The sequence below is a fragment of the Paenibacillus tianjinensis genome, from assembly GCF_017086365.1.
GTDB classification, from domain to species: domain Bacteria; phylum Bacillota; class Bacilli; order Paenibacillales; family Paenibacillaceae; genus Paenibacillus_AQ; species Paenibacillus_AQ tianjinensis.
Genome location: NZ_CP070969.1, coordinates 4,390,874 through 4,415,650, shown reverse-complemented (window position 1 = coordinate 4,415,650; position 24,777 = coordinate 4,390,874). Strand labels below are relative to the sequence as shown.

The 24,777-nt window shown below is 48.6% G+C and carries 17 protein-coding genes; 16 read left to right on the top strand and 1 reads right to left on the bottom strand.

What is annotated here, in order from left to right:
• Positions 1–257 precede the first annotated feature (257 nt).
• The 4 genes from JRJ22_RS20635 (at position 258) to JRJ22_RS20620 (ending at position 6,358) form a co-directional block, all read left to right on the top strand.
• Positions 258–2,564 carry a glycoside hydrolase family 65 protein gene (locus JRJ22_RS20635; protein ID WP_206101283.1) on the top strand — a complete coding sequence of 769 codons (2,307 nt, stop codon included), beginning with the start codon at positions 258–260 and terminating at the stop codon, positions 2,562–2,564.
• Complete coding sequence (locus tag JRJ22_RS20630) at positions 2,561–4,834, top strand: glycoside hydrolase family 65 protein (protein WP_206101282.1); 2,274 nt, start codon at positions 2,561–2,563, stop codon at positions 4,832–4,834. The genes JRJ22_RS20635 and JRJ22_RS20630 overlap by 4 nt, the downstream gene beginning before the upstream one ends.
• A 14-nt stretch (positions 4,835–4,848) precedes the next feature.
• Positions 4,849–5,478 carry a beta-phosphoglucomutase gene (gene pgmB / locus JRJ22_RS20625; protein WP_206101281.1) on the top strand — a complete coding sequence of 210 codons (630 nt, stop codon included), beginning with the start codon at positions 4,849–4,851 and terminating at the stop codon, positions 5,476–5,478.
• 82 nt (positions 5,479–5,560) lie between these two features.
• Positions 5,561–6,358 (top strand): alpha/beta hydrolase, encoded by a 798-nt coding sequence (locus tag JRJ22_RS20620; RefSeq protein WP_206101280.1) that lies wholly within the window; start codon positions 5,561–5,563, stop codon positions 6,356–6,358.
• Between the two features lie 65 nt (positions 6,359–6,423).
• Here JRJ22_RS20620 and JRJ22_RS20615 read toward each other — a convergent pair whose 3' ends face one another.
• Positions 6,424–7,308 carry an RCC1 domain-containing protein gene (locus JRJ22_RS20615; protein ID WP_206101279.1) on the bottom strand — a complete coding sequence of 295 codons (885 nt, stop codon included), beginning with the start codon at positions 7,306–7,308 and terminating at the stop codon, positions 6,424–6,426.
• A 248-nt stretch (positions 7,309–7,556) separates the two neighbouring features.
• Between JRJ22_RS20615 and JRJ22_RS29790 the strand changes: the two genes are divergently transcribed.
• The 12 genes from JRJ22_RS29790 (at position 7,557) to JRJ22_RS20555 (ending at position 24,775) form a co-directional block, all read left to right on the top strand.
• Complete coding sequence (locus JRJ22_RS29790; RefSeq protein WP_408637845.1) at positions 7,557–7,949, top strand: LytTR family transcriptional regulator DNA-binding domain-containing protein; 393 nt, start codon at positions 7,557–7,559, stop codon at positions 7,947–7,949.
• 252 nt (positions 7,950–8,201) lie between these two features.
• Positions 8,202–9,995: a cache domain-containing sensor histidine kinase gene (locus JRJ22_RS20605; RefSeq protein WP_206101277.1), complete on the top strand. Its 1,794-nt coding sequence runs from the start codon at positions 8,202–8,204 to the stop codon at positions 9,993–9,995.
• A gap of 16 nt (positions 9,996–10,011) precedes the next feature.
• Positions 10,012–11,343 (top strand): response regulator, encoded by a 1,332-nt coding sequence (locus tag JRJ22_RS20600; protein WP_206101276.1) that lies wholly within the window; start codon positions 10,012–10,014, stop codon positions 11,341–11,343.
• Between the two features lie 211 nt (positions 11,344–11,554).
• Positions 11,555–12,382 carry a carbohydrate ABC transporter permease gene (locus JRJ22_RS20595; RefSeq protein ID WP_206105227.1) on the top strand — a complete coding sequence of 276 codons (828 nt, stop codon included), beginning with the start codon at positions 11,555–11,557 and terminating at the stop codon, positions 12,380–12,382.
• 1 nt (position 12,383) lies between these two features.
• The gene (locus JRJ22_RS20590; protein ID WP_206101275.1) at positions 12,384–13,256 is read left to right on the top strand and encodes a carbohydrate ABC transporter permease; all 873 of its coding nucleotides are present in this window, start codon (positions 12,384–12,386) and stop codon (positions 13,254–13,256) included.
• 131 nt (positions 13,257–13,387) lie between these two features.
• On the top strand, positions 13,388–14,860 hold the full coding sequence (locus JRJ22_RS20585; RefSeq protein ID WP_206101274.1) for an ABC transporter substrate-binding protein: 1,473 nt from the start codon (positions 13,388–13,390) through the stop codon (positions 14,858–14,860).
• 355 nt (positions 14,861–15,215) lie between these two features.
• A complete protein-coding gene (gene adhE / locus JRJ22_RS20580) occupies positions 15,216–17,837 on the top strand; it encodes a bifunctional acetaldehyde-CoA/alcohol dehydrogenase (RefSeq protein ID WP_206101273.1) in 2,622 nt (873 codons plus the stop codon).
• A gap of 260 nt (positions 17,838–18,097) precedes the next feature.
• Complete coding sequence (gene pflB / locus JRJ22_RS20575; RefSeq protein WP_206101272.1) at positions 18,098–20,359, top strand: formate C-acetyltransferase; 2,262 nt, start codon at positions 18,098–18,100, stop codon at positions 20,357–20,359.
• A 134-nt stretch (positions 20,360–20,493) separates the two neighbouring features.
• Entirely contained in the window at positions 20,494–21,234 is a 741-nt protein-coding gene (gene pflA / locus JRJ22_RS20570) for a pyruvate formate-lyase-activating protein (protein ID WP_206101271.1), read from the top strand.
• A gap of 325 nt (positions 21,235–21,559) precedes the next feature.
• Positions 21,560–22,963, top strand: coding sequence for an extracellular solute-binding protein (locus tag JRJ22_RS20565; protein ID WP_206101270.1), 1,404 nt, complete (start codon positions 21,560–21,562; stop codon positions 22,961–22,963).
• A 97-nt stretch (positions 22,964–23,060) separates the two neighbouring features.
• Positions 23,061–23,945 (top strand): carbohydrate ABC transporter permease, encoded by an 885-nt coding sequence (locus tag JRJ22_RS20560; RefSeq protein ID WP_206101269.1) that lies wholly within the window; start codon positions 23,061–23,063, stop codon positions 23,943–23,945.
• Entirely contained in the window at positions 23,945–24,775 is an 831-nt protein-coding gene (locus tag JRJ22_RS20555; protein WP_206101268.1) for a carbohydrate ABC transporter permease, read from the top strand. Before JRJ22_RS20560 ends, JRJ22_RS20555 begins: the two co-directional genes overlap by 1 nt.
• Positions 24,776–24,777 lie beyond the last annotated feature (2 nt).

Sequence of the window (24,777 nt, the reverse complement as noted above, 5' to 3'; positions counted from 1 at the left end):
TGTCGAATTTTTAACATTGTGATAATTTTCACTTCATACGTGTGAGATTTAATATGTTTTTCTCCGAAATAGGGGAGGAAATCCATAATTAACGTTTATTATAACAGCCATTTCCCACTTTACACAATTGTGGGGAGGCTGTTTTTTTATCTCCGTAAAAATGCACATAACTCAGATATAGCCTGACATTGGCCTCTTATCTCCTGAAAGGTACGCTGGATAGGAGCGTTGATACTCGGGAGAAGGAGAAATCAGATATGGCAAAAGTAGCAGATAAATATTTAAAGGTCGACCCTTGGGCAATTATTGAAGAGGGCTTTGATCAGGAGCGGAACCGGACCTCGGAATCGATTTTTTCACTGGGCAATGAGTATATGGGGGTGCGGGGTTATGCTGAGGAAGGCTACAGCGGGGATACGCTCATGGGCAGCTATTTCAACGGCCTTAATGAAGAGCAGGCGGTCGGCAACCATTACAAAGGCATTATCCGTTCTCTGCGCTATATGGTGAATGCGGTGGACTGGCTGTATACCCGGATTACGATTGACGGCGAACAGCTGGATTTAGCTTTCAGTAAAATATCGGATTACAGCCGCAGGCTGGATTTCCGCACCGGCACCTATTGCCGCGAATTAATATGGCATCTGGAGAATGGCAAACAACTGAAACTAACCTTTACCCGGCTGGTCAGTATGACCATGTCCCATCTCGGACTGCAGAGGGTTGCCTTTGAGCCGCTAAATTTCTCAGGCAATGTTCAGGTGTGTACGGGACTTGATTTTGCGATGATCCATGAGGAACGGGGCCAAAGTATGTGGAACGGTCTGCGCAGCGGAGGGAGAGACGGGATTACCGCGATTATGGCGGAGACGTTGACTACGGGGAATAAGCTGTTTTCCGGGTTTGTCCTGCAGTCTCCGGTCCAGCTCAGTCCATCGCGTGTAGAGCGGGATAAATTTATCGGTGAGTCGTTCACCCTGCCTTTAATAGAAGGAGAAAAGGTACATTATACGAAGCTTGCCGTCAATTGTGCGGACAGCAGCGGTTCTAGGGCAGCAGATGAATTATGGAAAGAAGGGATGGAGCTTGCTGCAACAACTGCAGGGTTAAATGAGGCTGAAATATTCAACGCTCAAACCGACTACTGGAAAGGGATATGGGAGACCAGCGATATCGTCATTGAAGGTGACCCGGAGAATCAGCAGGGCATCCGTTTTTGTATTTTTCAGCTGTACCAGACGTACCATGGCGACCATCCCGGCTATAATATCGGCGCAAAAGGGTTGACGGGTGAAGCCTACCGCGGGCTTGCTTTCTGGGATACGGAGTCGTACTGCCTGCCGTTCTATATGTTCAACAATCCGAAGGCGGCCAAAAGCCTGCTGGAATTCCGTTATAAAACACTGCCCGAGGCAATGAAGCGGGCCAAGGATGTGGATTGCGAAGGGGCTTGCTATCCAATTGCGACAATAGACGGAACCGAAAGCTGCGACCTGTGGCAGCATTCTAACCTGCAGCTTCATGTCGGGACGGCTGTGTCCTACGGTATCTGGCATTATGTAAAAAATACGGACGACAAGGAATTCCTCTACAGTAAAGGTGCTGAAATGCTGATTCAGATCAGCCGGTTTTATGCCACACGCGGTCAATGGGGGGCACGCAGCGGCCAGTTTGGTTATTTTGGGGTCATGGGTCCTGATGAATTCCAGTTAATGGTGAACAATAACTGCTACATCAACCTGATGGCTAAAAAATTGTTCGATTATACCCTCGAAACGGTGGCTCATATGCAGGCGGCTGTGCCGGAGGCCTTCGTCCAGCTGGCTGCTAAAACCGCGCTCCATGAAGACGAATTGGCAGACTGGAGAAGCAAGGCGGAGCATATGCGCATTCCGTTAGATCAAGACAGCGGTGTTTATGAAGAGCATGACGGATTTTTTGATATGCCTCATATTGATATTCATTCGATTCCGGTGACGGAATTTCCGCTGTATTCGAATTGGTCTTATGACCGCCTGTACCGCTATGACATGATAAAGCAGCCTGATGTACTGATGTTCATGTTCCTTTATAACGGTCAATTCTCCAAGGAAGCCAAACGTGCCAATTACGAATATTATGAGCCGCGCTGCATTCATGAATCATCGCTATCACCATCCATCCATTCCATTCTGGCCAGTGAAATCGGCAAACCTGAGGAAGCGTATCATTTCTTCGAATTCGCAACCCGGCTTGATCTCGACAACTATAACCGCAACACCCGCGAGGGGCTGCACACAACCTCCATTGCGGCTGCCTGGATGAACATCGTCTACGGGTTCGGCGGCATGCGCTCGGACGGGGACCGGCTAAGCTTCCAGCCTTCGCTGCCGGAACGCTGGACCTCCTACAGCTTCCAGGTTTTGTATGAGGGGGTTCTGTTGAAATTGGAGGTTACTATCGATTCAGTGCGGATACAGGCTGTCTCTGGCGGAAGCACAGAGATCATTATGAATGGGCGGCAGATCAAGGTAGGTGCCGACGCTATCGAACTCCCGCTATGCGAAGGGATGATGGCCGGATGAGCTGGATGGTACAAGATCAGGTCTTTGACCGGGAGCGGATCACGTCGAATGGCAACAAATTTATGGCCGGTAACGGTTATATGGGATACCGTGGAACGCTGGAGGAGTTCGGCAAGGAACAGCTGGCCGCAGTCACCTTGGCTGGTGTATATGATCAGGCCGCCGGGAAGTGGCGCGAGCCGGTGAATGCCCCGAACGGGCTGTTCACCAGACTCAGCAGCAACGGACAGCAGCTCGGAGTGCTGGACACTGAGCCTGAGGCCCACACACAGGAGCTTGATATACGCGGCGCAGTCCACAAACGGGAGACGGTATACGGCCTAACCGGAAGTGGACAGCTGGTATTCACTGCTGAACGTTTCGTCAGCATGGATGAATTACATCTCCTGGCAGGCAAGCTAAGCATACGCAGTACGGTGGATTGCCGGATTGAGATTGCGAGCGGAATCGATGGGGATGTATGGGATATAAACGGCCCTCATCTGTATGCGTGTCAGGAGCAGTTTGTGGAAGGTGTGCTCCGCTCAAGTGCGGTTACTGGTGAGCTGGGGGTGCCGGTGTCAGTTGCTGAAAGGACCGTATTCAGCTTCGATGCACAAGAGACAATCGGTGACCGTGCAATCCGGATGATCTCATTCGATGCCAAGGCAGGAGAGACTTATGAATGGTTTAAATTCGCAGCGGTCTACACGGGGCTTGATGCCGGCGGCGATCCGGCCTTACTTGCCGAGCGGAATGTCCGTGCAGCGGAAGAAGCGGGCTATGAACGTCTGCTTGAGGCTCACCGTGATGCATGGGAGGAGCGATGGCTGCAGAGTGATTGCATAATTGAAGGGGATGATGACGCCCAGTTTGCGCTGCGGTACAGCATCTATCAGCTGCTGATTATTGCGCCAACCGGCTCCGAGAAGGTTTCGATTCCGGCCCGGGGGCTGTCGGGGCAAGTGTATAAAGGTGCTGTGTTCTGGGACACGGAAATGTTCATGCTGCCTTTTTTCCTCCACAGTGATCCCAGCACAGCCCGTAATCTGCTGATGTACCGCATCCATACGCTGGAGGGTGCACGACGGAAGGCAGCAGAATACGGATTCTTGGGCGCGTTCTACGCCTGGGAAAGCCAGGATTCGGGTGATGACGCCTGCACCCTTTTCAATGTTAATGATGTGTTTACCGGCCGCAGGGTGCGGACCTATTTCCGCGACAAGCAGGTGCATATCAGCGGGGATGTGGTGCACGGGATCTGGCAGTATGTGATGTTCACCGGAGATAACACTTTACTGACAGATGGCGGTGCTGAGGTTATCTGGGAATGTGCGCGCTTCTTCTATTCTTATGCCTACTACAATCCGGTCAAACAGCGGTATGAGATTCTCGATGTTACCGGGCCGGATGAATATCATGAGCGGGTGAACAACAATGCGTTCACCAATGCCCTGGTGAAAGAAACGCTGGAGGTTGCGCTGAAGAGTGCAGATCTGCTGCAGTCTAAGTTCCCGGAGGAGTTCCGGAAGCTGAACGGGCAATTCGCAGACGGCCCTTTTTTGAAAGAATTCCAAACGATGCTGGACAGCTTCTATGTGCCGCAGCCTGATCCGGAAACACTGCTCATTGAGCAATTCGACCGCTATTTCCAGCTGGAAGAAGTGGGGCTGGCAGAACTGAAATCACGGGTCATCCACAAAAATGAATATTGGGGCGGGGGCAATGGCCTAGCTACGACAACCACTATATTGAAGCAGGCGGATGTTGTGCTGATGCTTAATCTCTTCAAACGATCCTACTCCAGGGAGGTGAAGCAGGCGAACTGGGAGTTCTATGAGCCCCGGACAGAACACGGCTCCAGCCTCAGCCCGTGTATCTATGCGCTGGTGGCCGCCGATATCGGTTCGCCGGATTGGGGATATCCTTATTTTATGCGGACGGCAACCGTGGATCTTACCGGCGAGTCCAAGCAGTATGTCGGAGATCTCTATATTGGAGGAACGCATCCGGCTGCGAGTGGGGGAGCCTGGATGGCGGCAGTGCTCGGCTTTGCGGGGGTACAGTTTGACGGTGAGACGCTATACATCAACCCATCATTGCCGGAGCAGTGGAATGCCGTGGAGTTACCGCTGATCCTGCTTGGGGACAGCTTCAGGCTGCGGATTAGCCGGAATGAGATTACAGTGACCGCAGCCACGGGTAATCGCAATGCTTTGGCGCTGATTGCGATTGGTGGTGAGCGGCAGCTGTGCCTTTCGGGAGCGCGGCTGCGGCTGCAGTTAGAATAGGGAGGACAGGAAACATGCTGGAGCAAATGAAAGGCGCAATTTTTGATCTGGACGGTGTAATTGTGGACACGGCCAAATATCATTTTCTGGCTTGGCGTTCACTGACCGAAGAGCTGGGCTTCGAGTTTACAGAAGAACATAATGAACGGTTGAAGGGAGTCAGCCGGATGACGTCGCTCGATATTCTGCTGGAGATTGGCAACCTGGAATTTACGGAGGCCAAGAAGCTTGAGATGGCGGGCAAGAAGAACCGTCTCTATGTAGAGTATATCTCCCAATTGGACCAGTCTGAGCTGATGCCCGGCGTTAAGGAATATCTGAAGAGGCTTAGGAAAAGGGGTGTAGGCATTGCTCTGGGTTCAGCCAGCAAAAATGCGCTGTTTATTCTGGATAAGCTGAATATTGCCAGGATGTTCGACGCTGTTATTGACGGCAACAAAGTATCCAGAGCCAAGCCGGATCCTGAGGTGTTTCAGACAGCCTGTCATGAGCTTGGGCTGCAGCCCCGGGAGTGCGTGGTGTTCGAAGATGCACAGGCGGGAGTGGCGGCAGGAAAAGCGGCAGGCATGCAGGTGGTCGGCATCGGCAAACCGGAGGTGCTGCGTGAGGCGGATCTTGTGATTACCGGATTGCATGAATTGTAAGGGCTTGATAGACTAGTGGTCGAGGGTAAAGCAACTCCTTAGACTCATTATTCTATTATAGAAGAAAGCTTGAGGGATGCAGATGGAAACATTATTGTTATGGCCGGAGGGGGCTCCGGGGGCACTGGGAAGCAGCGAGGAAGATTGTCCGGCGATTACACCGTATCTGGTGGAAGGCAAAGGGAATGCCGCAGTACTGATCTGTCCGGGAGGCGGCTATTGGCTGCGTGCCGATCATGAAGGAGGTCCAGTAGCCGAGTGGTTGAATACACTGGGGATCTCAGCCTTTGTGCTGCGTTACCGCGTAGCACCATATCAATATCCAAGTGCACTGCAGGATGCTCAGAGAGCGCTGCGCACCATCCGCCTGCGGGCAGATGAATATGGAATTGATCAGGGCAGGCTCGGAATCCTGGGATTCTCCGCCGGAGGGCATCTGGCTTCAACTGCTTCCAGCTTATTTGACCGGGGGAATCCGGAAGCGGGCGAGGAGCTGGACCGCCAGTCCTCCCGGCCGGATTTCTCGATCCTGTGTTACCCGGTCATTTCCATGATGGAAGGCGTGACACATGAAGGTTCAAAGGCCAATCTGCTCGGAGAGCATCCCGCTGAGGAGCTGGTCCGTCAGCTCAGCGGAGAGCTGCAAGTTACAGCAGATACACCGCCTGCATTCCTCTGGCATACCGCGGATGATGAGAGTGTGCCGGTGGAGAACAGCCTGCTGCTCGCCGCTGCGCTGCGCCGCCAGGGGGTTCCGTTTGATCTTCATATCTATACCCACGGGACACATGGTTTGGGGCTCGCCACCGGGGAGCAGCATACCAGCGGCTGGACGGGAGCCTGCGCTTCCTGGCTGCAGATGAACGGCTACACCAAATAATTCACTGTCCCACTTCAGCACTAAAGCCATGCGAGAGAAATAGGCGCATGGCTTTCAACATTATATTATTGAAAATAACTGCCGGGCAGTTGGATGCCACGCCAGCCGTTTATATCGCATTGGCCATTTTGGTTATCACCCGCTGCAACAACCGTACCGTCCGCTTTAAGCCCGATCGTATGAGTGCAACCCGCTGCAACCGCTACAATATCACGCCATCCGCTTACATTACATTGGCCATGCTCATTCCAACCCGCAGCTGCCACTGTGCCGTCCGATTTAAGCCCGATGGTATGATTACTACCCGCCGAAATTGCCACCATATCGTGCCAGCTGCTAACATTGCATTGGTCACGCTTATTCCACCCCACAGCCGCCACCGTGCCGTCCGATTTAAGCCCAACGGTATGAAGGTAACCCGCCGCAACCCCCACCATATCGTGCCAGTCACTTACATTGCTTTGACCATACCGGTTATTGCCGGCAATCGCCACCGTACCGTCCGCTTTAAGCCCGGCAGTGTGCCAGTCACCTGCTGCAACCGCTATGATGTCACACCAGCCGCTAACATTACACTGGCCTTCATTATTTCGACCCGCAGCAACCACCGTGCTATCCGATTGAAGCCCGACGGTACGGCGCCAACCCGCTGCAACCGCCACAATATCGCGCCAGCCGCTTACATTGCATTGGTCATATTTATTCCACCCCACAGCCGCCACCGTACCATCCACTTTAAGTCCGATAGTATGAGCATTCCCTATGTGAGCATTACCCGCCGCAACCGCCACCATATCGCGCCAGCCGCTTACATCACATTGGCCATATTTATTATCGCCCACAGCCGTCACCGTGCCGTCCGAATGAAGCCCGACGGTATGGCGATAACCTGCAGCAATAGCGGATCGAGCGCCCAGTGAGTAGCTGCCCTTAGATGCAACGGGTTCCATAATCTAATCCCCTTAAATCATAATTTTATAGATAGTATTGCAGAACCATCGGGAATTTACAACGATTCACTGCGATCGGTGACCAGATTATCTGATTAACGGTTCGGCTTAACCTTCTGAAAATTTGCTATACGGGTGGATAAATATTGAATATAATAGCATTGTATTTAGAAAAAAATGTAAGTCAATGCTGCGTTTTGTTTTGGCACGAATTGTCTCCTCTTTTTAACAAAATATAAGAAAGTAGAGTGTGTTCCGTGAATTATTTATCCGTGACCGAAACTCCAGACGGATCTAGCGGGATCATCTCTGTCGACTTCCAGCACATCTTGTTTCTTAAGTGCAATACTAGCGAATCACAGTCTATCCTGGTACATACAAGGGAAGGCGTATATTACATCATGGGTCCCTTGCGTTACTGGGTCAGTGCGCTTAACAGCACCGGATGTCATTTCAGCATCATCAATCGGGGGACGGCAGTTAACATTGATAACGTATCACGTCTGGACAGAGCCTTCAGAGCTGCGTATTTTAACCTAATGAATGCCCCCAAATCTCTTACTTGTACGATAGCCCTCCATCGGTACAGATTTGTGGAGAAAGAACTGCTCCGAATAAATCCTAATATCATAATGAGCTAGCAAGTAAACGGAAGGGAGCTGTCAGGTGACAGTTCCTTTTTTCGGATTTGATCCGCTGCGCGGTATAAATCATAGAAATCCGGAGGCAACAGCGGCCGGAGGTCCAAATGTTCCGCGTAATGACTCCTATTAGCCTCCCCTACCACTGCCCACCGGAAAAATTGCATACAAACACACCTAATTGACTTTAAAATAGACCTATGTAAGCGCTTATCTGTTTGTTATATTATTGAAACTGGAGGTGAATCCGGGATGTTGTCCGCATTAATGAAACCTATTGTCAGGCTGAGCGTCAAGCAGCAGCTGATTCTGCTGTTCCTGATTATGTTTGCGCCGATCCTGATTCTTAACAGCTATGGGAACTACAAGGCGGAGCAGATATTAAAGCGTCATGTGACGAATGCCTATGTGGAGCTGAATAAACAAAATTTTGCGATTATCAACAGGGATATCGATACGGTGAATAAGATCACCACAACAGTGATTCAAAATCCGATTCTGCAGCAGCTGAATATGAGCGGACTTGATCCGGTGCTGGAGCGCGTCGAACGGTATGAAACGATAGAAAAGCTGCTCGCCAGCTATTCGCAGGGGGCGGAGCGGGGCGATGCGATTTATTACTCGCTGTACGTATATGATCCGAACAATTATTACTTTTTTGCCCCCAACTTTCCGCAGGTGAAGAAGGCGGGCGTTTATTTTTTCACCAAGGAAGAGGAGCCTTTCTGGTTTAAGCAGGTAGTGGGGCAGAAGGGACGGGGGTATCTGATGTTCATGGACCGTCTTAGTCCCCAGGCTGAGAACCTGAAGACCCTTACCTACGTCAGAGCGGTAAATAACATCTATTTAGGGGCAGGAACCATAGGCGTGCTGGTAGTGACCAAAATGGAGGCGAAGATCGGCACGTCGATGAAATCCATTTCACTGCCGGGCGGGGAAATCTACTTGACGGATATGAATAACCGGGTGCTGGCTTCAACCACGAATTCCACCGGAGAGGCTCTAGAGCTGCCCGAGGGTGCGGAGAGCGGAGATCCGGAGGGCACGCGGGATGTGATTACCAATGATTTTATTTATGTCGTGAACAATAATCATATGCTGGGGCAGAAGCTGGTCTATAAGGTCCCGGTAAAAGCGCTCCTGCAGCAGCAGAATGAAATGAAGCGGGTCATTCAATACATAACGGTTGCATATGCCTTGTTCGGTCTGATCATTATCACTTATTTTTGGCGTTCTCTGATGACACCGCTGCAGAAGCTGGCTTTTTTTGTGCGCAAATATGAGCCGGGCAACCGGGTTCCCGAGACGCCTAAGAGAGGCAGCAATGATGAAGTCAGCGTGCTGATCGCCTCGACCTATGATATGGCCCGCAGGCTGAACAGCCTGATTATGTATAAATACCAGATGGAGATCAAGCAGAAGGAATCACAGCTGCAGCTGCTGTATCAGCAGATTAACCCTCATCTTCTATATAACACACTGGAGAGTATCTATTGGAAAAGCTCGCTGGAAGGCAATGTGGAATCTGCGGAAATGATCAAGGAATTATCCAAGCTAATGAAGATCAGTTTAAGCCGGGGCAGAGAGCTGATTACCCTGGAGGAGGAGCTGGAGCATGCCGGAGCCTATATCAAGCTGCAGCAGCACCGGTATGATTATGTGTTTGCTGTCATCTGGAACATTGCACCGGAAACGAAGAGCAACCTGATTCCCAAAATTACACTTCAGCCTCTGATTGAGAATGCCATTATTCACGGAGTCAAAAATATGGATGAAGACGGTCAAATCATCATTACGGCAGCTGTTATAGATGATACGGTACTGATTACTATTGCAGATAACGGTTATAGACAGGTCGACTACGGGGCGATTGCTCATGTGCTGAATGATGATAGTCCTAATCCAACGGGCGGCTACGGTATCCGGAATATAAACCAACGGGTGCAGCTGCATTTCGGCCCTGGCTATGGTATTCGCTACGGCCCCCGTCCGGGAGGCGGAACAGTGGCTTCTGTCATGCTGCCGATAACGGAAGTTCAAGAATAGAAGGGGGATTCACCATATGTTCAATATTCTGGTTGTGGACGATGAACCGCTAATTTGTAAGGGGCTCAGCAATCTGCTTGCTTCTTCCGGACTGGATATCGACCATATTTATACCGCGAACAGCGGGTTTGAAGCGCTTGACTGTATCCGGATGGAGGAGGTCGACTTACTGGTGACCGATATTCAGATGGGCGCGATGAGCGGTATTGAGCTGATGCAGCATGCCAAGCTGGCGAAGCCCTGGGTACAGACGATCGTAATCTCGGCGCATGAAACCTTTCAATATGCCCAGATGGCCGTAAGGCTGGGGGCGAAGGATTATTTAATCAAGCCGCTCAACAGCGAGCAGTTTCTTGATTCAGTACGGAATGTCTTGCTCAAAATGGACCGGCCTTCGCCGGAGCTGGCCACCTTCATGGCCGGACTTGGCGATAGCTTCAAGCTGGAGGAACCGCTGCCGGAATACAGTAAGGTGCTGAATGCGCTGCTGGCAGACCCGGCTGCTGTTCTAAACGATGAGGAAGGGATGGCTAAGCTGGATGAACTGAAGCTGCAGGGTCCCTATTTCTCCGTACTCAAAATAAAGCTTCCGCTGCCTGACGAAAGTATGGGGGGCAAGAACTATAGCTCCCGTGACAGAGGCCTGCTGCGTTACGGGGCGCTCAATATTGCCAAAGAACTGCTGGATCAGGAATGGAGCTCTACTGCTTTTTACTCCCCGGATGAAGAAATCACAGTCATTATCCAATGGGACGAGAAGAGCTATGAAGAAGCGGGGACGGGCCAGGTAGGCAGGCTGGATGCGCTGGGTCGCAGTCTGCATTTTAATGTCCAGAAATTTCTGCATCTGAATGCAGTCATTGGAATAAGCCAGATCCTCAAGGGACTGTCATTCATGGAGGTGCTGAACCGGCAGTCCTCCAAGGCCATTCTCTGGAACAAGGAGCATAGCGACCATTATGTGTTCTATTACGGCGATTTCAACTGGAATAATTATGCCGCCGATCCTTCGGCAGAGGAGCTGCACACGCGCAGCAATCTGATCGTGCAGAAGGCCAAGGAGTATATCGATGAGAATTACGCCCAGAAGGGATTAACTATCCATGAGGTTGCCAAAAAAAATCATGTCAGCCCCAACTACCTCAGCTACCTCTTCAAAAAAAACACAGGCCATAATCTGTGGGAATATGTAATTAAGCTGCGGATGGAGGACAGCCGGGAGATGATTCTGAATACCGATCTGCGCCGCTATGAGATTGCTGAGCGGGTCGGGTATGAATCGCCGGAGCATTTCAGCAAGATTTTCAAAAAATACTATGGCATCAGCCCGAGTGAACTGAAGAAGTAAGAACGCTCATGACTTCGGTAGATATAGACATGTTCAGCCTCCCCCGCCTTTCCTACAATTAAGGTAAGAAGCACTTTGTCAATGTGCTGCAACACGAAAGGAATGAGGGAGCCAGATGAACCAGACAGCTATATTAAACGATGAGCTGCCGGCGAAGCCGGGGAGTACACCTTACAAACAGAACCGCTGGAAAAAGAATTTTTGGGGCTATATGTTTCTCGTGCCCGCCCTTGTCATCTTCATTATGTTTATGTGGGTGCCGATTTTCAAAGGCTTTCTGTACAGCTTTTATACTGTGGATTTTGTCAAAGGAAATACCTTTGTAGGCTTCGGCAATTATGGTACAGCACTCACGGACCCCGATGTCCTGATCGCAGTCAAAAATACGCTGTATTACATGCTGCTCTGTCTTGTCGTCGGCTTCTGGGTGCCGATTGCCTTCGCTATTGCGATCTCAGAACTCCGGAGGTTCGGAGGGTTTGTGCGGGTAGCAGCTTATCTTCCCTATGTGATGCCTGCGGTAGTTCTTTATGGGCTGTGGAGATGGCTCTATGATCCGGTCGGACCGATTAATGCCTTGCTGGGTACGCTTGGGGCGGACCAGATCCCTTTTTTGACGGACAGCAGGTGGTCTATGCTCTCGCTTGTATTTATGGAAACATGGCAGCAGTTTGGCTCGGGGATGCTGATCTATCTGGCCGCCGTGCTCAGTATTCCGCGTGACTGGTACGAAGCGGCTGAGATTGACGGAGCCGGTGTCTGGGCGCGTATCCGCCATATTACACTGCCATCCCTGCGCAATCTGATTGTCCTGATGCTGATTCTGCAGATCATCGCGACCTCTCAAGGATACCAGTCACAGTTGGCGCTGCTGGACGGCGGGCCGAATAAGACCACACTTACCTATGCGCTGCTGATCGTGAAGTATGCCTTCACCAGGCTTGATTATGGAACGGCGACGGCGTTTGGCATGCTGATGTTTATCGTCCTGAGCGGCTTGGGTATTTTACAGTTCAAGCTGGGGAAGGAGGATAACTAGAATGAAGAGCGCAGAGAGAGGGATTTTGTCCGAACATGATCTGAAAAAGACAAGCAACAAAGTCGTCTACGGCCTTATGGTATTCCTTATTGCCATAATGGTTTTCACCATGATGTATCCAATCCTGATGACCATGTTCAACGGCTTGAAGTCCAACCAGGAGGTCAACTCCTTCCCGCCGCATTTTTTCCCGCAGGAGTGGCATTTCAGCAATCTGAAGGATGCTGTGAATTACATTGATCTTCTGATGTTCCTGAAGAATACCCTGTATATATTTGTAGGGAATATGGTAGTGACACTTGTAGTGCTCGGCATGGCCTCGTTCAGTATTTCCCGGATGAATGTGCCGTACCGGAAAGCCTTCTATTTCTTTTTCCTGATGACGCTGTTTATCCCGGCAACCAGTTATATGATTCCGAACTTTGTCAATCTGAAGGAGCTGGGCCTGCTCAACCAGTATGCGGCATTCTGGCTGCCAGCCGGAGCGAATACGTTCCTTTTCCTGCTGCTGAAGAACTTTTTTGACGGAATTCACCCGGAAATCTTTGAAGCTGCGCGGATTGACGGAGCCTCGGAGCCGAGAAGCTTTTTCTCCATTGCTGTTCCGCTGTCCGTGCCGATTTTTGCTACGCTGGCCATCTTTATTTTTTCTACAGCGTGGAACGACTGGTTCTGGCCGTCACTGGTCATGCACACGGAGGATAAATATACGCTCGCGACTGCGATCTATAAGTATGTTATCAACGTCAAGGCGCTGAATACGAACATTAAGTTTGCAATTCTCTTCCTGGTGTCACTGCCGCCGATTCTCGTGTTCCTGATCTTCCAGAAGTTCATCATGCGCGGAGTAACCTTGTCGGCTGTGAAAGGATAAGCACGGATAACCGGTTTTATATGGAATCGTAAACCTGCACATGAAAGGAATATAAATACACCTCGTTTGTAAACGATTTCTCTTTTAAGATGAATTTGTAAGTTAATTATGAATTGAAAAGGGGAGTTTCAATGCGTAAATTTTCCAGCGTATTAGCAGGTCTCCTTGTGGCCGGTTCGTTGTTATCCGCTTGCGGCGGCAACAATAACAACAACGGAAATGCCCAGGGAAATACAGGGGAGGAAGCGTCTCCGGCACCTGCCACAGCAAATACGGAAACAAATACTGCTGCAACAAATGCACCTGCCGATGATATTACCCAGAGAAAAGTAACGATCAAAATCCACTATCCGACGCCTGACCTGACAGAGATGCGGGCGCAGGAGGACGACCGGATCAAACGCTTTCAGACGGAATATCCGAATGTAGAGATAATCAAGGACGACTGGCAGTACAATGTCAGTGAAATCGGAGTGAAAATGGCCGCCAATGAAGCGCCAACCTTCTTTAACACCTATGCTACAGAAGCCAAATTCCTGGTGGAAAAGGGCTGGGCTGCTGATATTACGGAGCTGTGGAACAAATATGAATACAAGGATCAGATCAATCCGGTGCTGCAAAATCAGTTCATCATTGACGGTAAGGTCTACGGTGTAACTCAAAAAGGGTATGTAACCACAACAATGATTAATAAGAAGATGCTGGATGACAAAGGCGTAGCCGTTCCGGCGATGGACTGGACCTGGGATGATATGCTGAACACCGCCAAAGGGGTAGCTGATCCCAAAAAAGGGATTTCCGGAATCGCCCCAATGGGGAAAGGTAATGAAGCTGGCTGGAACTGGACCAACTTCCTGTTCGAAGCCGGCGGGGAGATCCAGAATGTGGAGGGCGGCAAGGTCGTTGCTACCTTTAATTCCGAAGCAGGGGTAAAAGCACTGGATTTCTATAAAAAGCTGAGATGGGAAGCGAATGCTATTCCGCAGGACTGGGCACTAGGCTGGGGGGATGCAGTCGGGGCATTCCAGCAGGGGCGTACAGCGATGGTAATGGCCGGCTCCGACGGCGTCATTGAACAGGCACTGAACCAGGGCGGACTCAAACCGGAGGATGTGCTCACCTATCCAATGCCGGCAGCTCAAAAAGGCGGCAAGCATACTGGAGTACTTGGCGGCGACTACCTCGTAATCAACCCGAACGCTTCTAAAGATGAGCAGGAAATGGCCTTCCGCTATATTACATTTGATTATTTCTCTGATAAAGGCCTGGGTGCGCTAGATGCGATTCTGCAGCAGCGCAAGGCGGACGGCAAGTATTTTATCCCGCCGCTTCTGGACTATTATGCTGCTGATTCTGATTTCGGCAAGAAAACAAAAGCCGTATACGACAAGTATTCCGACATTGTGTACCAATACAACCCTGACATTATGGCTCTGCTGGATGGTAAGCCTGAAGCACAGTACAACACTCAGGATTATTATGCAACTATGTCCAATGTGATCCAGGAGCTGTTCTCCAAAAAAGGCACAGACTCCAAAGCGCAGCTGGATGCTGCCGCCAAAACGGTGCAGGAGAAATTCTTCGATACTATTAAAGTAGAATAGAATACGCTGGTAACGCCAGAAATGAAAACAAGACGGGCCATTCTTCTGAATCGGGAGAACAGCCGTCTTGTTTTTTTGTTTGTCAAAATCAGACAAAAAGCAGCAATTTCAAATTCTCGTGAACCTGGAGAACCTGGGTTTCAAAAGTCAACATGAAACCGTAATATAAATATTACCAAAATATTTTTATAAAAAATGGAACTAGAACCTGATTATGATTGAATGAAAGCGCTTTGAAAACAAATCAAAAAAACTTTATACTTTGTGAAAGAATTCACTATACAAGACGAGGAGGATGTGATAAGATAAATGTGTAGAGAAAAACAACCTAAAAATTGACAGGAGGACGAGGGAGATGGCAGTTAAAAACGAAGTCGCCGCCCAAGTGAAACAAACCACCGCTGAAGAGTATATTCAGACTTTGGTGGATAAAGCAAAGAAAGCCCTGGATGCGTTCATGGAGCTAGATCAAGAGCAGGTTAACACAATCGTTCATGCAATGGCGTTGGCAGGTCTCGACAAACATATGTACCTGGCGAAATTGGCCGTCGAAGAAACAGGACGCGGAGTATACGAAGACAAAATTACGAAGAATATCTTCTCAACTGAATATATCTGGCACGGAATTAAGTACGACAAGACAGTAGGCGTTATTGAAGATAACACTTATGACAACTTCCAGAAGATTGCTGAACCAGTCGGAATTGTAATGGGGATCACACCGGTAACCAACCCAACATCCACCACGATGTTTAAAGCATTGATCGCCGCTAAGACACGTAATCCTATTATATTCGGTTTCCATCCATCTGCGCAAGAGTGTAGCGCGGCAGCAGCCAAAATTCTTCATGATGCAGGCGTTAAAGCTGGTGCACCTGAGAACTTCATCCAATGGATTGAACTTCCTACTATGGACAAAACAAACGCACTGATGAACAATCCTGACGTTGCACTGATCCTGGCAACCGGCGGATCGGCAATGGTTAAAGCAGCTTACAGCTGCGGCAAACCGGCACTCGGCGTAGGTCCTGGTAACGTACCTGCCTTCATCGAGAAGAGTGCTAACATCGATCAAGCAGTAACAGACATCATCCTTTCCAAAACCTTTGATAATGGTATGATCTGTGCTTCCGAGCAAGCCGTTATTATTGAAGAAGCAATTTTTGACCAAGTGAAGAAGAAAATGATCGCGAATGGCTGCTACTTCGTTAACAAAGATGAAGCTGCTAAGCTGACCAACGGCGCAATGAACGTAGAAAAATGCGCAGTTAACCCGGCAATCGTAGGTCAATCGGCAGTGAAAATCGCTGAAATGTGCGGTATTCAGGTTCCAGCCGGCACGAAGATTCTGGTAGCTGAAATCGAAGGCGTAGGCACTAAATATCCGCTGTCCGCTGAAAAGCTCAGCCCGGTTCTGGCTTGCTACAAAGTTAAAAATGCAGACCAAGGTATCGAACGCGCTGCAGAAATCGTTGAATTTGGCGGCATGGGCCACAGCTCGGCTATCCACTCCAACAATGAAGAAGTTATCATGAAGTTCTCGAACCGCCTGCAAACAGGACGTATTCTTGTGAACTCGCCTTCGACACATGGCGCCATCGGCGACATTTACAATACGAATATCCCTTCGCTTACCCTGGGCTGCGGATCTTATGGTCGCAACTCGGTATCGCAGAACGTTACTGCAATCAATCTGATCAACGTGAAAAGGGTGAACCGTCGTACCGTGAATATGCAATGGTTTAAAGTACCTGACAAAATTTACTTCGAAAAAGGATCCACTCAGTACCTGACTAAAATGCCTAACATCAGCCGTGTAGCAATCATCACGGACCCTATGATGGTTAAACTGGGTTATGTAGAAAGAGTAGAGCACTATCTGCGTCAACGCCAAACACCTGTAGCAATTGAAGTGTTCTCGGAAGTTGAACCGGATCCATCGACTACTACAGTTGAAAAAGGTACTGCTATGATGAACAGATTCCAACCGGACTGCATCATCGCACTCGGCGGCGGTTCCCCAATGGATGCTGCAAAAGGAATGTGGTTGTTCTATGAACACCCGGATGCTGACTTTGACGGATTGAAACAGAAATTCATGGATATCCGCAAACGTGTCTACAAATTCCCTGAGCTGGGCAACAAAGCGAAATTCGTTGCAATCCCAACAACATCGGGTACAGGTTCGGAAGTAACTCCGTTCGCAGTTATTACTGACAAAACAACTGGCAACAATACTAAATACCCATTGGCTGATTATGAGCTGACTCCAGATGTTGCGATCGTTGATCCAGAGTTTGTATACAGCTTGCCTAGAACTGCTGTTGCTGATACCGGTATGGACGTATTGACACATGCAATTGAAGCTTATGTATCTGTAATGGCTAGTGACTATTCCGATGGTCTGGCAATCAAAGCAATTCAATTGGTATTCCAGTACCTGGAAAAATCAGCGCTGACTGGCGACAAGCTGGCTCGTGAAAAAATGCATAACGCATCGACACTCGCTGGTATGGCTTTTGCTAACGCGTTCCTGGGCATCAACCACAGCTTGGCGCACAAATGGGGCGGTCAATACCACACAGCGCATGGTCGTACCAATGCCATCCTGATGCCGCACGTTATCCGTTACAATGCCAAAAAACCTACGAAGTTCGCTTCGTTCCCTAAATATTCGCACTTCGTAGCTGACGAGCGTTATGCCGAAATCGCCCGCATTCTGGGATTGCCGGCCCGCACTACTGAAGAAGGCGTAACTAGCCTGATCAATGCAATCCGCGATCTGAACAAAAAACTCGGTATCGAAGAGTCGTTCTCGGCGCTTGGCTTCGATGCTAAGGATTTCGAATCGCGTGTAGATTACCTGGCTGACCGTGCATTTGAAGACCAATGTACTACTGCCAACCCTAAACTGCCGCTGGTAACTGAGCTGGCTGATGTATACCGCAACGCATTCTACGGAAGATTCGACGTATAATTGGCGCTTGCTTAGCAAAAAAGAAGTTTAAAGGTTAATATGGGACTAGATGGTAGTGACAAATATCACCGGAAAGGTGATATTTGTCACAGTCCTTTTTGAGAAAATAAACTAAAATGTTTATATAAACAACGTTCCCGGATATGAAGTCGCGATTGTGAATTTTATAACAACCATATCATTGGGATCACGAGACACGGGATTAACCTTCAAGCCCGCGATCTCTACAAATATTATAAATATATATGGAGGGATTTAGCATGTCGGTGATTGAAAAAGATGTACAAGAAGTAAAGTCCGGTTGGAGAAGTTTTGCAAAAGGTAAATGGTCCAAGAAAGTTGACGTTAACAACTTTATCGCAACAAACATCAAGCCTTACGAAGGAAATGAAGATTTCCTCGTAGGTCCTACAAGCAACACCACTGAACTGTGGAAGATCATCTCCCAGCTGAGTAAGGAAGAAAGAGACAAAGGCGGCGTATGGGACATTTCCCTGGATACTGTCTCCACTATTACTTCCCATAAACCAGGCTACATCGACAAAGATAAGGAACAAATTGTAGGCGTGCAGACTGATGCTCCTTTCAGACGTTCCATCCAACCATTCGGCGGTATCAAAATGATGATCGACGCCACTAAGGCTTATGGCTTCGAACTTCCGAATAACATTGTCGAAATGTTTACGAACATCCGCAAAACGCATAACCAAGGCGTATTTGATGCATATACACCAGAAATGAGAGCTGTACGTAAATCGGGCGTTATCACAGGTCTTCCTGATGCTTACGGCCGTGGACGCATCATCGGCGACTACCGTCGCGTTGCTTTGTACGGTATCGAATTCCTGATCAAAGATAAGAAACAACAGCTAAGTGAACTTGAAGTTGATTTCATGAGTGAAGATGTAATCCGTTTGCGTGAAGAACTGTCGGAGCAAATCCGCGCTCTGGGCGAACTGAAAGAAATGGCTGCAGCACACGGTCTTGATATTTCCAAACCGGCCAACACCTTCAAGGAAGCTACTCAATGGGTATACTTCGGTTATTTGGCAGCAGTTAAAGAGCAAAACGGTGCGGCAATGTCCCTTGGACGCGTATCTTCTTTCCTCGATATTTATGCACAGCGCGATTTCGAAGAAGGCACTCTTACTGAAGAGCAAGCACAAGAAATTGTTGACCATTTCGTAATGAAACTGCGTATCGTGAAATTCCTGCGTACGCCTGACTATAACGAGTTGTTCTCCGGCGACCCTACATGGGTAACTGAATCCATCGGCGGTATGGCTGAAGACGGAACAACACGCGTAACCAAAAACAGTTTCCGTTTCCTGCATACCCTGTATAACCTGGGTCCTGCTCCGGAACCAAACTTGACTGTATTATGGTCCGAAAGACTGCCTGAAGGCTTCAAAAAATATTGTGCCAAGGTTTCCATCGAAACCAGCGCTATCCAATATGAGAACGATGATGTAATGCGTCCATACTGGGGCGAAGATTACGCAATTGCCTGCTGCGTATCCCCAATGCGCATCGGTAAACAAATGCAGTTCTTCGGCGCCCGCGCCAACCTGGCAAAAGCTTTGCTGTATGCAATCAATGGCGGTGTAGACGAGAAGTCCGGCGCACAAGTTGGACCTGAATTCCCGGCGATCACTTCCGAGTATCTGGATTACGACGAAGTAATGAAACGCTTCAAACCTATGATGGAATGGCTGGCTAAGACTTATGTCAACACCCTGAACATCATCCACTATATGCATGACAAATATTCTTACGAACGCATCGAGATGGCACTGCATGACCGTGACATCCTGCGTACGATGGCTTGTGGTATCGCCGGTCTGTCCGTTGCAGCTGACTCCCTGAGCGCAATCAAATACGCGAAGGTTAAACCGATCCGCAACGAACAAGGCATTGCAATCGACTTTGTAACTGAAGGTGAATTCCCTTGCTACGGTAACAACGACGATGCTGTTGACAGCATTGCGGTTGAACTGGTTGAAACCTTCATGACAATGATCCGCAAAAACAAAACTTATCGTAATGCTGTACCGACTCAATCGGTATTGACTATCACTTCAAACGTGGTATACGGAAAGAAAACAGGTACTACTCCTGACGGACGTAAGAAAGGTGAACCGTTCGCTCCAGGTGCTAACCCAATGCATGGACGCGACAAGAAAGGCGCACTGGCTTCCTTGAATTCTGTTGCCAAACTGCCATACTCTGATGCACAAGACGGTATCTCCAATACCTTCTCCATCGTGCCTAAGGCGCTTGGAAAAGACGAAGAATCCCGTAAGTCCAACCTGGTATTCATGATGGACGGTTACTTCCACAACAACGCTCAGCACTTGAATGTTAACGTATTTAACCGTGAACAGCTGATCGATGCTATGGATCACCCTGAGAACTATCCGCAATTGACTGTTCGTGTATCCGGCTATGCTGTTAACTTCATCAAGCTGACTCGTGAACAACAATTGGATGTAATTAACCGTACCTTCCACGGTACAATGTAATATAAAGAACTGAGTAATATAGTCTTTGTATATTAGCAATAGCTATGAGGTGATACCGCCCTTGGTTCAGGGGCGGTAAAATCTTGCTAAAAAATCATTAAAATTTTAAGCTTTTTTTGAGAGGAAGTCATCATATGGCTAATGGACATATACATTCCTTAGAAACCTTTGGTACTGTAGACGGACCCGGAATTCGATTTGTCCTGTTTATGCAGGGATGCCTATTGAAGTGTCAGTACTGTCATAATCCGGATACATGGGGTCTTAATGAAGGCAAAGAAATGAGCCTCGAAGATGTACTGGCTGAAATTGAGCCTTATATTAACTATTATCGCTCTTCCGGCGGCGGATTGACGGTTTCCGGCGGTGAGCCTACACTGCAGGCGCATTTTGTGAAGCAGCTGTTCACAGAAGTAAAGAAACGCTGGAATCTGCATACAACGTTGGACACCAACGGCTATAATGACGGTTCAAAAATCAGTGATTTGCTAGATGTTACTGATCTTGTATTATTGGATCTTAAGCATATCGACGATGAAGCGCATATCAAGCTGACCGGCAAATCGAATGACCGAACTTTGAAATTGGCCCGCTGGCTCTCTGATCATAACCGTAAAATGTGGATCCGCCATGTGTATGTTCCCGGCATTCATAACAAGGAAGAAGACCTGCTGAATCTTGGCCGGTTCATCGGAACCCTGAACGGTGTTGAGAAGTTTGAAATCCTGCCGTATCATCAGATGGGGATCTATAAATGGCAAGAACTTGGCCGTCCCTATGAGCTTGAAGGGGTACCTTCACCGACAGAAGAGGAAGTGCAGCGCGCTTACCGGCTGATCGAAGAAGGACGTCAAGAGACAGCTTTGGTAAAGTAATGAATGCATTTAAATGAAGCCGTTCCTGACAGTAGCTAACATACTGCGGGAACGGTTTTTTGCTGTCCGGTTAAGGGGGATATGTAGAGGTATCCCCCAATGTGTATAGGTTTTATGACAAAAAGAAGTTGTGATTTTATTGGATTTTTAATATTATGTCACTAAATATAACTTAATATGTGACTAAATACTGTTGTATTCGCTTACATTAGAGGTTTTTATCCCTATTGTAGATGAATCTTAACCTTACGATTACAAAGTCTGTTTTCTATAATAAGAGTTGTAAGGGAAATCATAAATCATTAACCAGGGAGGGTCACCCGTAATGAGAAAAAGTATAACAATGCTCTTGTCCCTAATGTTTGTCACCTCAGCTCTACTGACGGCTTGCGGCAATAATAATAATGCAGGCAACAATGGCGAAGCCGCTGCAACTAACAGCGGGACTGCTGCAACCAATGCCCCGGCTACAGAAGAACCGGTGAACACGGAGCCTTTTGAAATGACGATCCGTCATACTCAGGTAGGTGCAGATAAACAAAAACGCCTGGCGATTCTGGAAGATGTCGTCGGCAAAGTGCAGGAAGAGGTGCCGGGTCTGACCTTCAAGCTGGATGGTGTGGATTCGGATGTGAACCGCAAAGAAAAGCTGCGCGGTGAAATGGCCGCCGGTAATCCACCGGAAATTTTCGACCTGTTCGGCAGCCCTGATTCCAAGATCTACGCGAAAGAAGGCAAGCTGCTAGATCTTACTCCGATCCTCGAAGAGCTCGGTATCAAGGATAAATTCTCCAATCTGGATCCGTTTACTTATGAGGGCAAAATCTATGGACTACCGATTGGCGGTTCGGGTGAAGGATTCTTCTATAATAAAGAATATTATGCAAGCAAGGGCTGGAAAGCTCCTACTACTTTCGCTGAACTGGAACAGCAGCTGGCTGATATTAAGGCTGACGGCAAAGTGCCGATGGCGGGCGCGTCCAAGGCCGGTTGGGTACCCTTGATGCTGGCTAACCATCTGTGGTCACGGTATGCGGGTCCGGATGTAACGGCGAAATTTGCCACAGGTGAAGCGAAGTGGAATGATCCTAATGTTGTGAAAGGGTTCGCCAAATACAAGGAATGGGTCGACAAAGGCTACTTCAAAAAAGGTGAGCTCGGGTTCGAATATGCTGAATATACCACCCAGTTCACTAGCGGTGAAGCGATTCTGATGTATGACGGAACCTGGAAATCCTCTGTATTCAAGGCTGGTCAATCCGGCGAAGGGCTGATCGGTAAAGTAGGGTTCTTCAATATTCCTGCAGTCGAAGGCGGGGTAGGCGATCAGACGGCCCTGATGCGTGACGTGAACAATGGCTATGGCTTCTCCGCTTCCGCAGGTGAAGACGAACGTCAGCTTGCCGCAGTGAAGTCTTTCATCAAAAATATGTACAATGAAGAAATGCAGTTGCGCGGATTGGTGGAAGACGGTGTGCTTCCGGCGATGAAGATTGATCAGGCGGTGCTGAACAAGAATATCACTGATGATCTGATGAGTGAAATTGTGGCGGTGCTAAACAGCTCGGAGTCTTCCTTCCCGGCATTCGACTCTCTGGTACAGGCGGATGTAACGACCGAAATCAGCAATATTCAAATTCAGAAGCTGATCGGCGGTCAGACTACACCTGAGAAGATGGGTGAAGCGCTGCAGAAGGTTCAGGAAGAAGCGAACGCAGCAGTGGAGTAAGCAGCAGCCAATGAAATGTACCCTGGTGCTTGCTCCAGGGTACATTTTTACACTCCGGCCTAATCTTTTCCAGATGTCAAAGCTATCGGAGGTAGTCATGAATAAAGCACTCAGAAACCCCTTGGTCTTCATCCTGTTCGTAATTCCTGCACTTACATTGTTCTTTGTATTCTTCATCTACCCGATCTTCAGTTCAATCTATTATAGCTTCACCAGTTGGAACGGCGTATCAGATACCGTCAAATATACCGGGCTGGACAATTTCAAGAAGGCGCTCGGCGATGATCGCTTCTGGGTCTCTGTGAAGAATAACGGCTGGTTCATCCTCTTTTCCGTATTTATACAGGTTCCACTGATTGTCTTCTTCTCTTTATTGATTGCCAATGTGAAGAAGCTCAAAGGATTATATAAAACAGCCGTATTTATGCCTTCCATTATGTCCACCGCAGTAATCGGTATTCTGTGGGGATTTATTTATGAGCCTAATATTGGTCTGTTCAACAAGCTTCTGGGGCTGTTCGGGGTGGAGCCGATTTATTGGCTGTCGGATGAGCGTTTTGCCATGCTGTCGATTCTGATTACAAATGCCTGGCAATGGACCGGATTCTACATCGTTATGGTGCTGGCGGCAATCCTCTCCATTCCCAGTGAGCTCGATGAGGCAGCAGCGATTGATGGTGCTACCGGCTTCCAGCGGGCTACCCGCATTACTCTGCCGCTGATCGTGCCGATTATTTCTGTGGTGATTATGCTTTCCATCGCTGGGGCGATGAAGGCTGCCGATATTGTTATTGTTATGACCAAAGGCGGACCGGCGGGCTCAACAGAAGTCATGGCCACCTATATGATTAAATATGCCATTACCAACTTTAAATACGGTTACGGCAACACCATTGCGGTCCTAATCTTCGTGTTTACGCTTGTTGTTACGGCGTTATATCAGCTGCTGTTTAACCGGCGTAGTGAAAGGATTGAATACTGATGCCGCGTACCTTGAAGAAAAGTCTGCCCCATATCGCGCTGCTCGGCTATCTTTTAGTGGTTCTTTTTCCGTTCTTATTCGTACTCTTCTCCTCCGTGAAAAAGGACAATAATTCGATCGCCCTGAATCCATTCGGCATCCCGAAGGAGTTTGTGTTTAACAACTATGTAGAGGCGTGGGTAAACGCTAAGATCAGCACGTACTTTTTTAACAGCTTGTACATTTCGGTCCTGGCCTCGGTAGTATCGATCCTGCTGGCTTCGATGTTTGCCTTCGCGGTCACACGGATGCGCCAGGGGAAATGGAACACAATCCTGTTCTCGCTGGTATTGATTGGGATGCTGATTCCGAATAATGCGCTGATGCTGCCGATTTATACCATTGTACGGAAGCTGCATATTTTGAACTCGCATTGGGCACTTATTATCCCTTATATTGCCAATGCAATTCCGTTTACAATTATCATTCTGGCCGCCTTTATGCGATCTCTGCCCAGTGAAATTGAGGAAGCGGCGGTAATGGATGGGTTGAAGGCTCCGGGCATCTTTGCTAAGATTATTGTACCTCTGACGGTTCCCGCCATGGTTACAGTGTTCATCGTCAATTTCCTGGGAAATTGGAATGAATTTTTGCTGGCTAACTATTTTCTTTCGAATGATGAGCTGCGCACGCTTCCGGTGGGAATGGTCCAATTCCGTGATCAGTATCAGATGAACTATGCGCAGATGTCTGCCGGTATTGTCTACAGCGTATTGCCGGTGGTCATTATCTATGCTGTTTTGCAGGAGAAAATAATTGAAGGCGTAACGGCAGGCAGCGTAAAAGGATAACC

Bases quoted from the DNA above. Each gene is read 5' to 3' on its own strand.
- JRJ22_RS20635 (WP_206101283.1), top strand. From the start codon at position 258: ATGGCAAAAGTAGCAGATAAATATTTAAAGGTCGACCCTTGGGCAATT.
- JRJ22_RS20630 (WP_206101282.1), top strand. From the start codon at position 2,561: ATGAGCTGGATGGTACAAGATCAGGTCTTTGACCGGGAGCGGATCACG.
- pgmB (WP_206101281.1), top strand. From the start codon at position 4,849: ATGCTGGAGCAAATGAAAGGCGCAATTTTTGATCTGGACGGTGTAATT.
- JRJ22_RS20620 (WP_206101280.1), top strand. From the start codon at position 5,561: ATGGAAACATTATTGTTATGGCCGGAGGGGGCTCCGGGGGCACTGGGA.
- JRJ22_RS20615 (WP_206101279.1), bottom strand. From the start codon at position 7,308: ATGGAACCCGTTGCATCTAAGGGCAGCTACTCACTGGGCGCTCGATCC.
- JRJ22_RS20605 (WP_206101277.1), top strand. From the start codon at position 8,202: ATGTTGTCCGCATTAATGAAACCTATTGTCAGGCTGAGCGTCAAGCAG.
- JRJ22_RS20600 (WP_206101276.1), top strand. From the start codon at position 10,012: ATGTTCAATATTCTGGTTGTGGACGATGAACCGCTAATTTGTAAGGGG.
- JRJ22_RS20595 (WP_206105227.1), top strand. From the start codon at position 11,555: ATGTTTCTCGTGCCCGCCCTTGTCATCTTCATTATGTTTATGTGGGTG.
- JRJ22_RS20590 (WP_206101275.1), top strand. From the start codon at position 12,384: ATGAAGAGCGCAGAGAGAGGGATTTTGTCCGAACATGATCTGAAAAAG.
- JRJ22_RS20585 (WP_206101274.1), top strand. From the start codon at position 13,388: ATGCGTAAATTTTCCAGCGTATTAGCAGGTCTCCTTGTGGCCGGTTCG.
- adhE (WP_206101273.1), top strand. From the start codon at position 15,216: ATGGCAGTTAAAAACGAAGTCGCCGCCCAAGTGAAACAAACCACCGCT.
- pflB (WP_206101272.1), top strand. From the start codon at position 18,098: ATGTCGGTGATTGAAAAAGATGTACAAGAAGTAAAGTCCGGTTGGAGA.
- pflA (WP_206101271.1), top strand. From the start codon at position 20,494: ATGGCTAATGGACATATACATTCCTTAGAAACCTTTGGTACTGTAGAC.
- JRJ22_RS20565 (WP_206101270.1), top strand. From the start codon at position 21,560: ATGAGAAAAAGTATAACAATGCTCTTGTCCCTAATGTTTGTCACCTCA.
- JRJ22_RS20560 (WP_206101269.1), top strand. From the start codon at position 23,061: ATGAATAAAGCACTCAGAAACCCCTTGGTCTTCATCCTGTTCGTAATT.
- JRJ22_RS20555 (WP_206101268.1), top strand. From the start codon at position 23,945: ATGCCGCGTACCTTGAAGAAAAGTCTGCCCCATATCGCGCTGCTCGGC.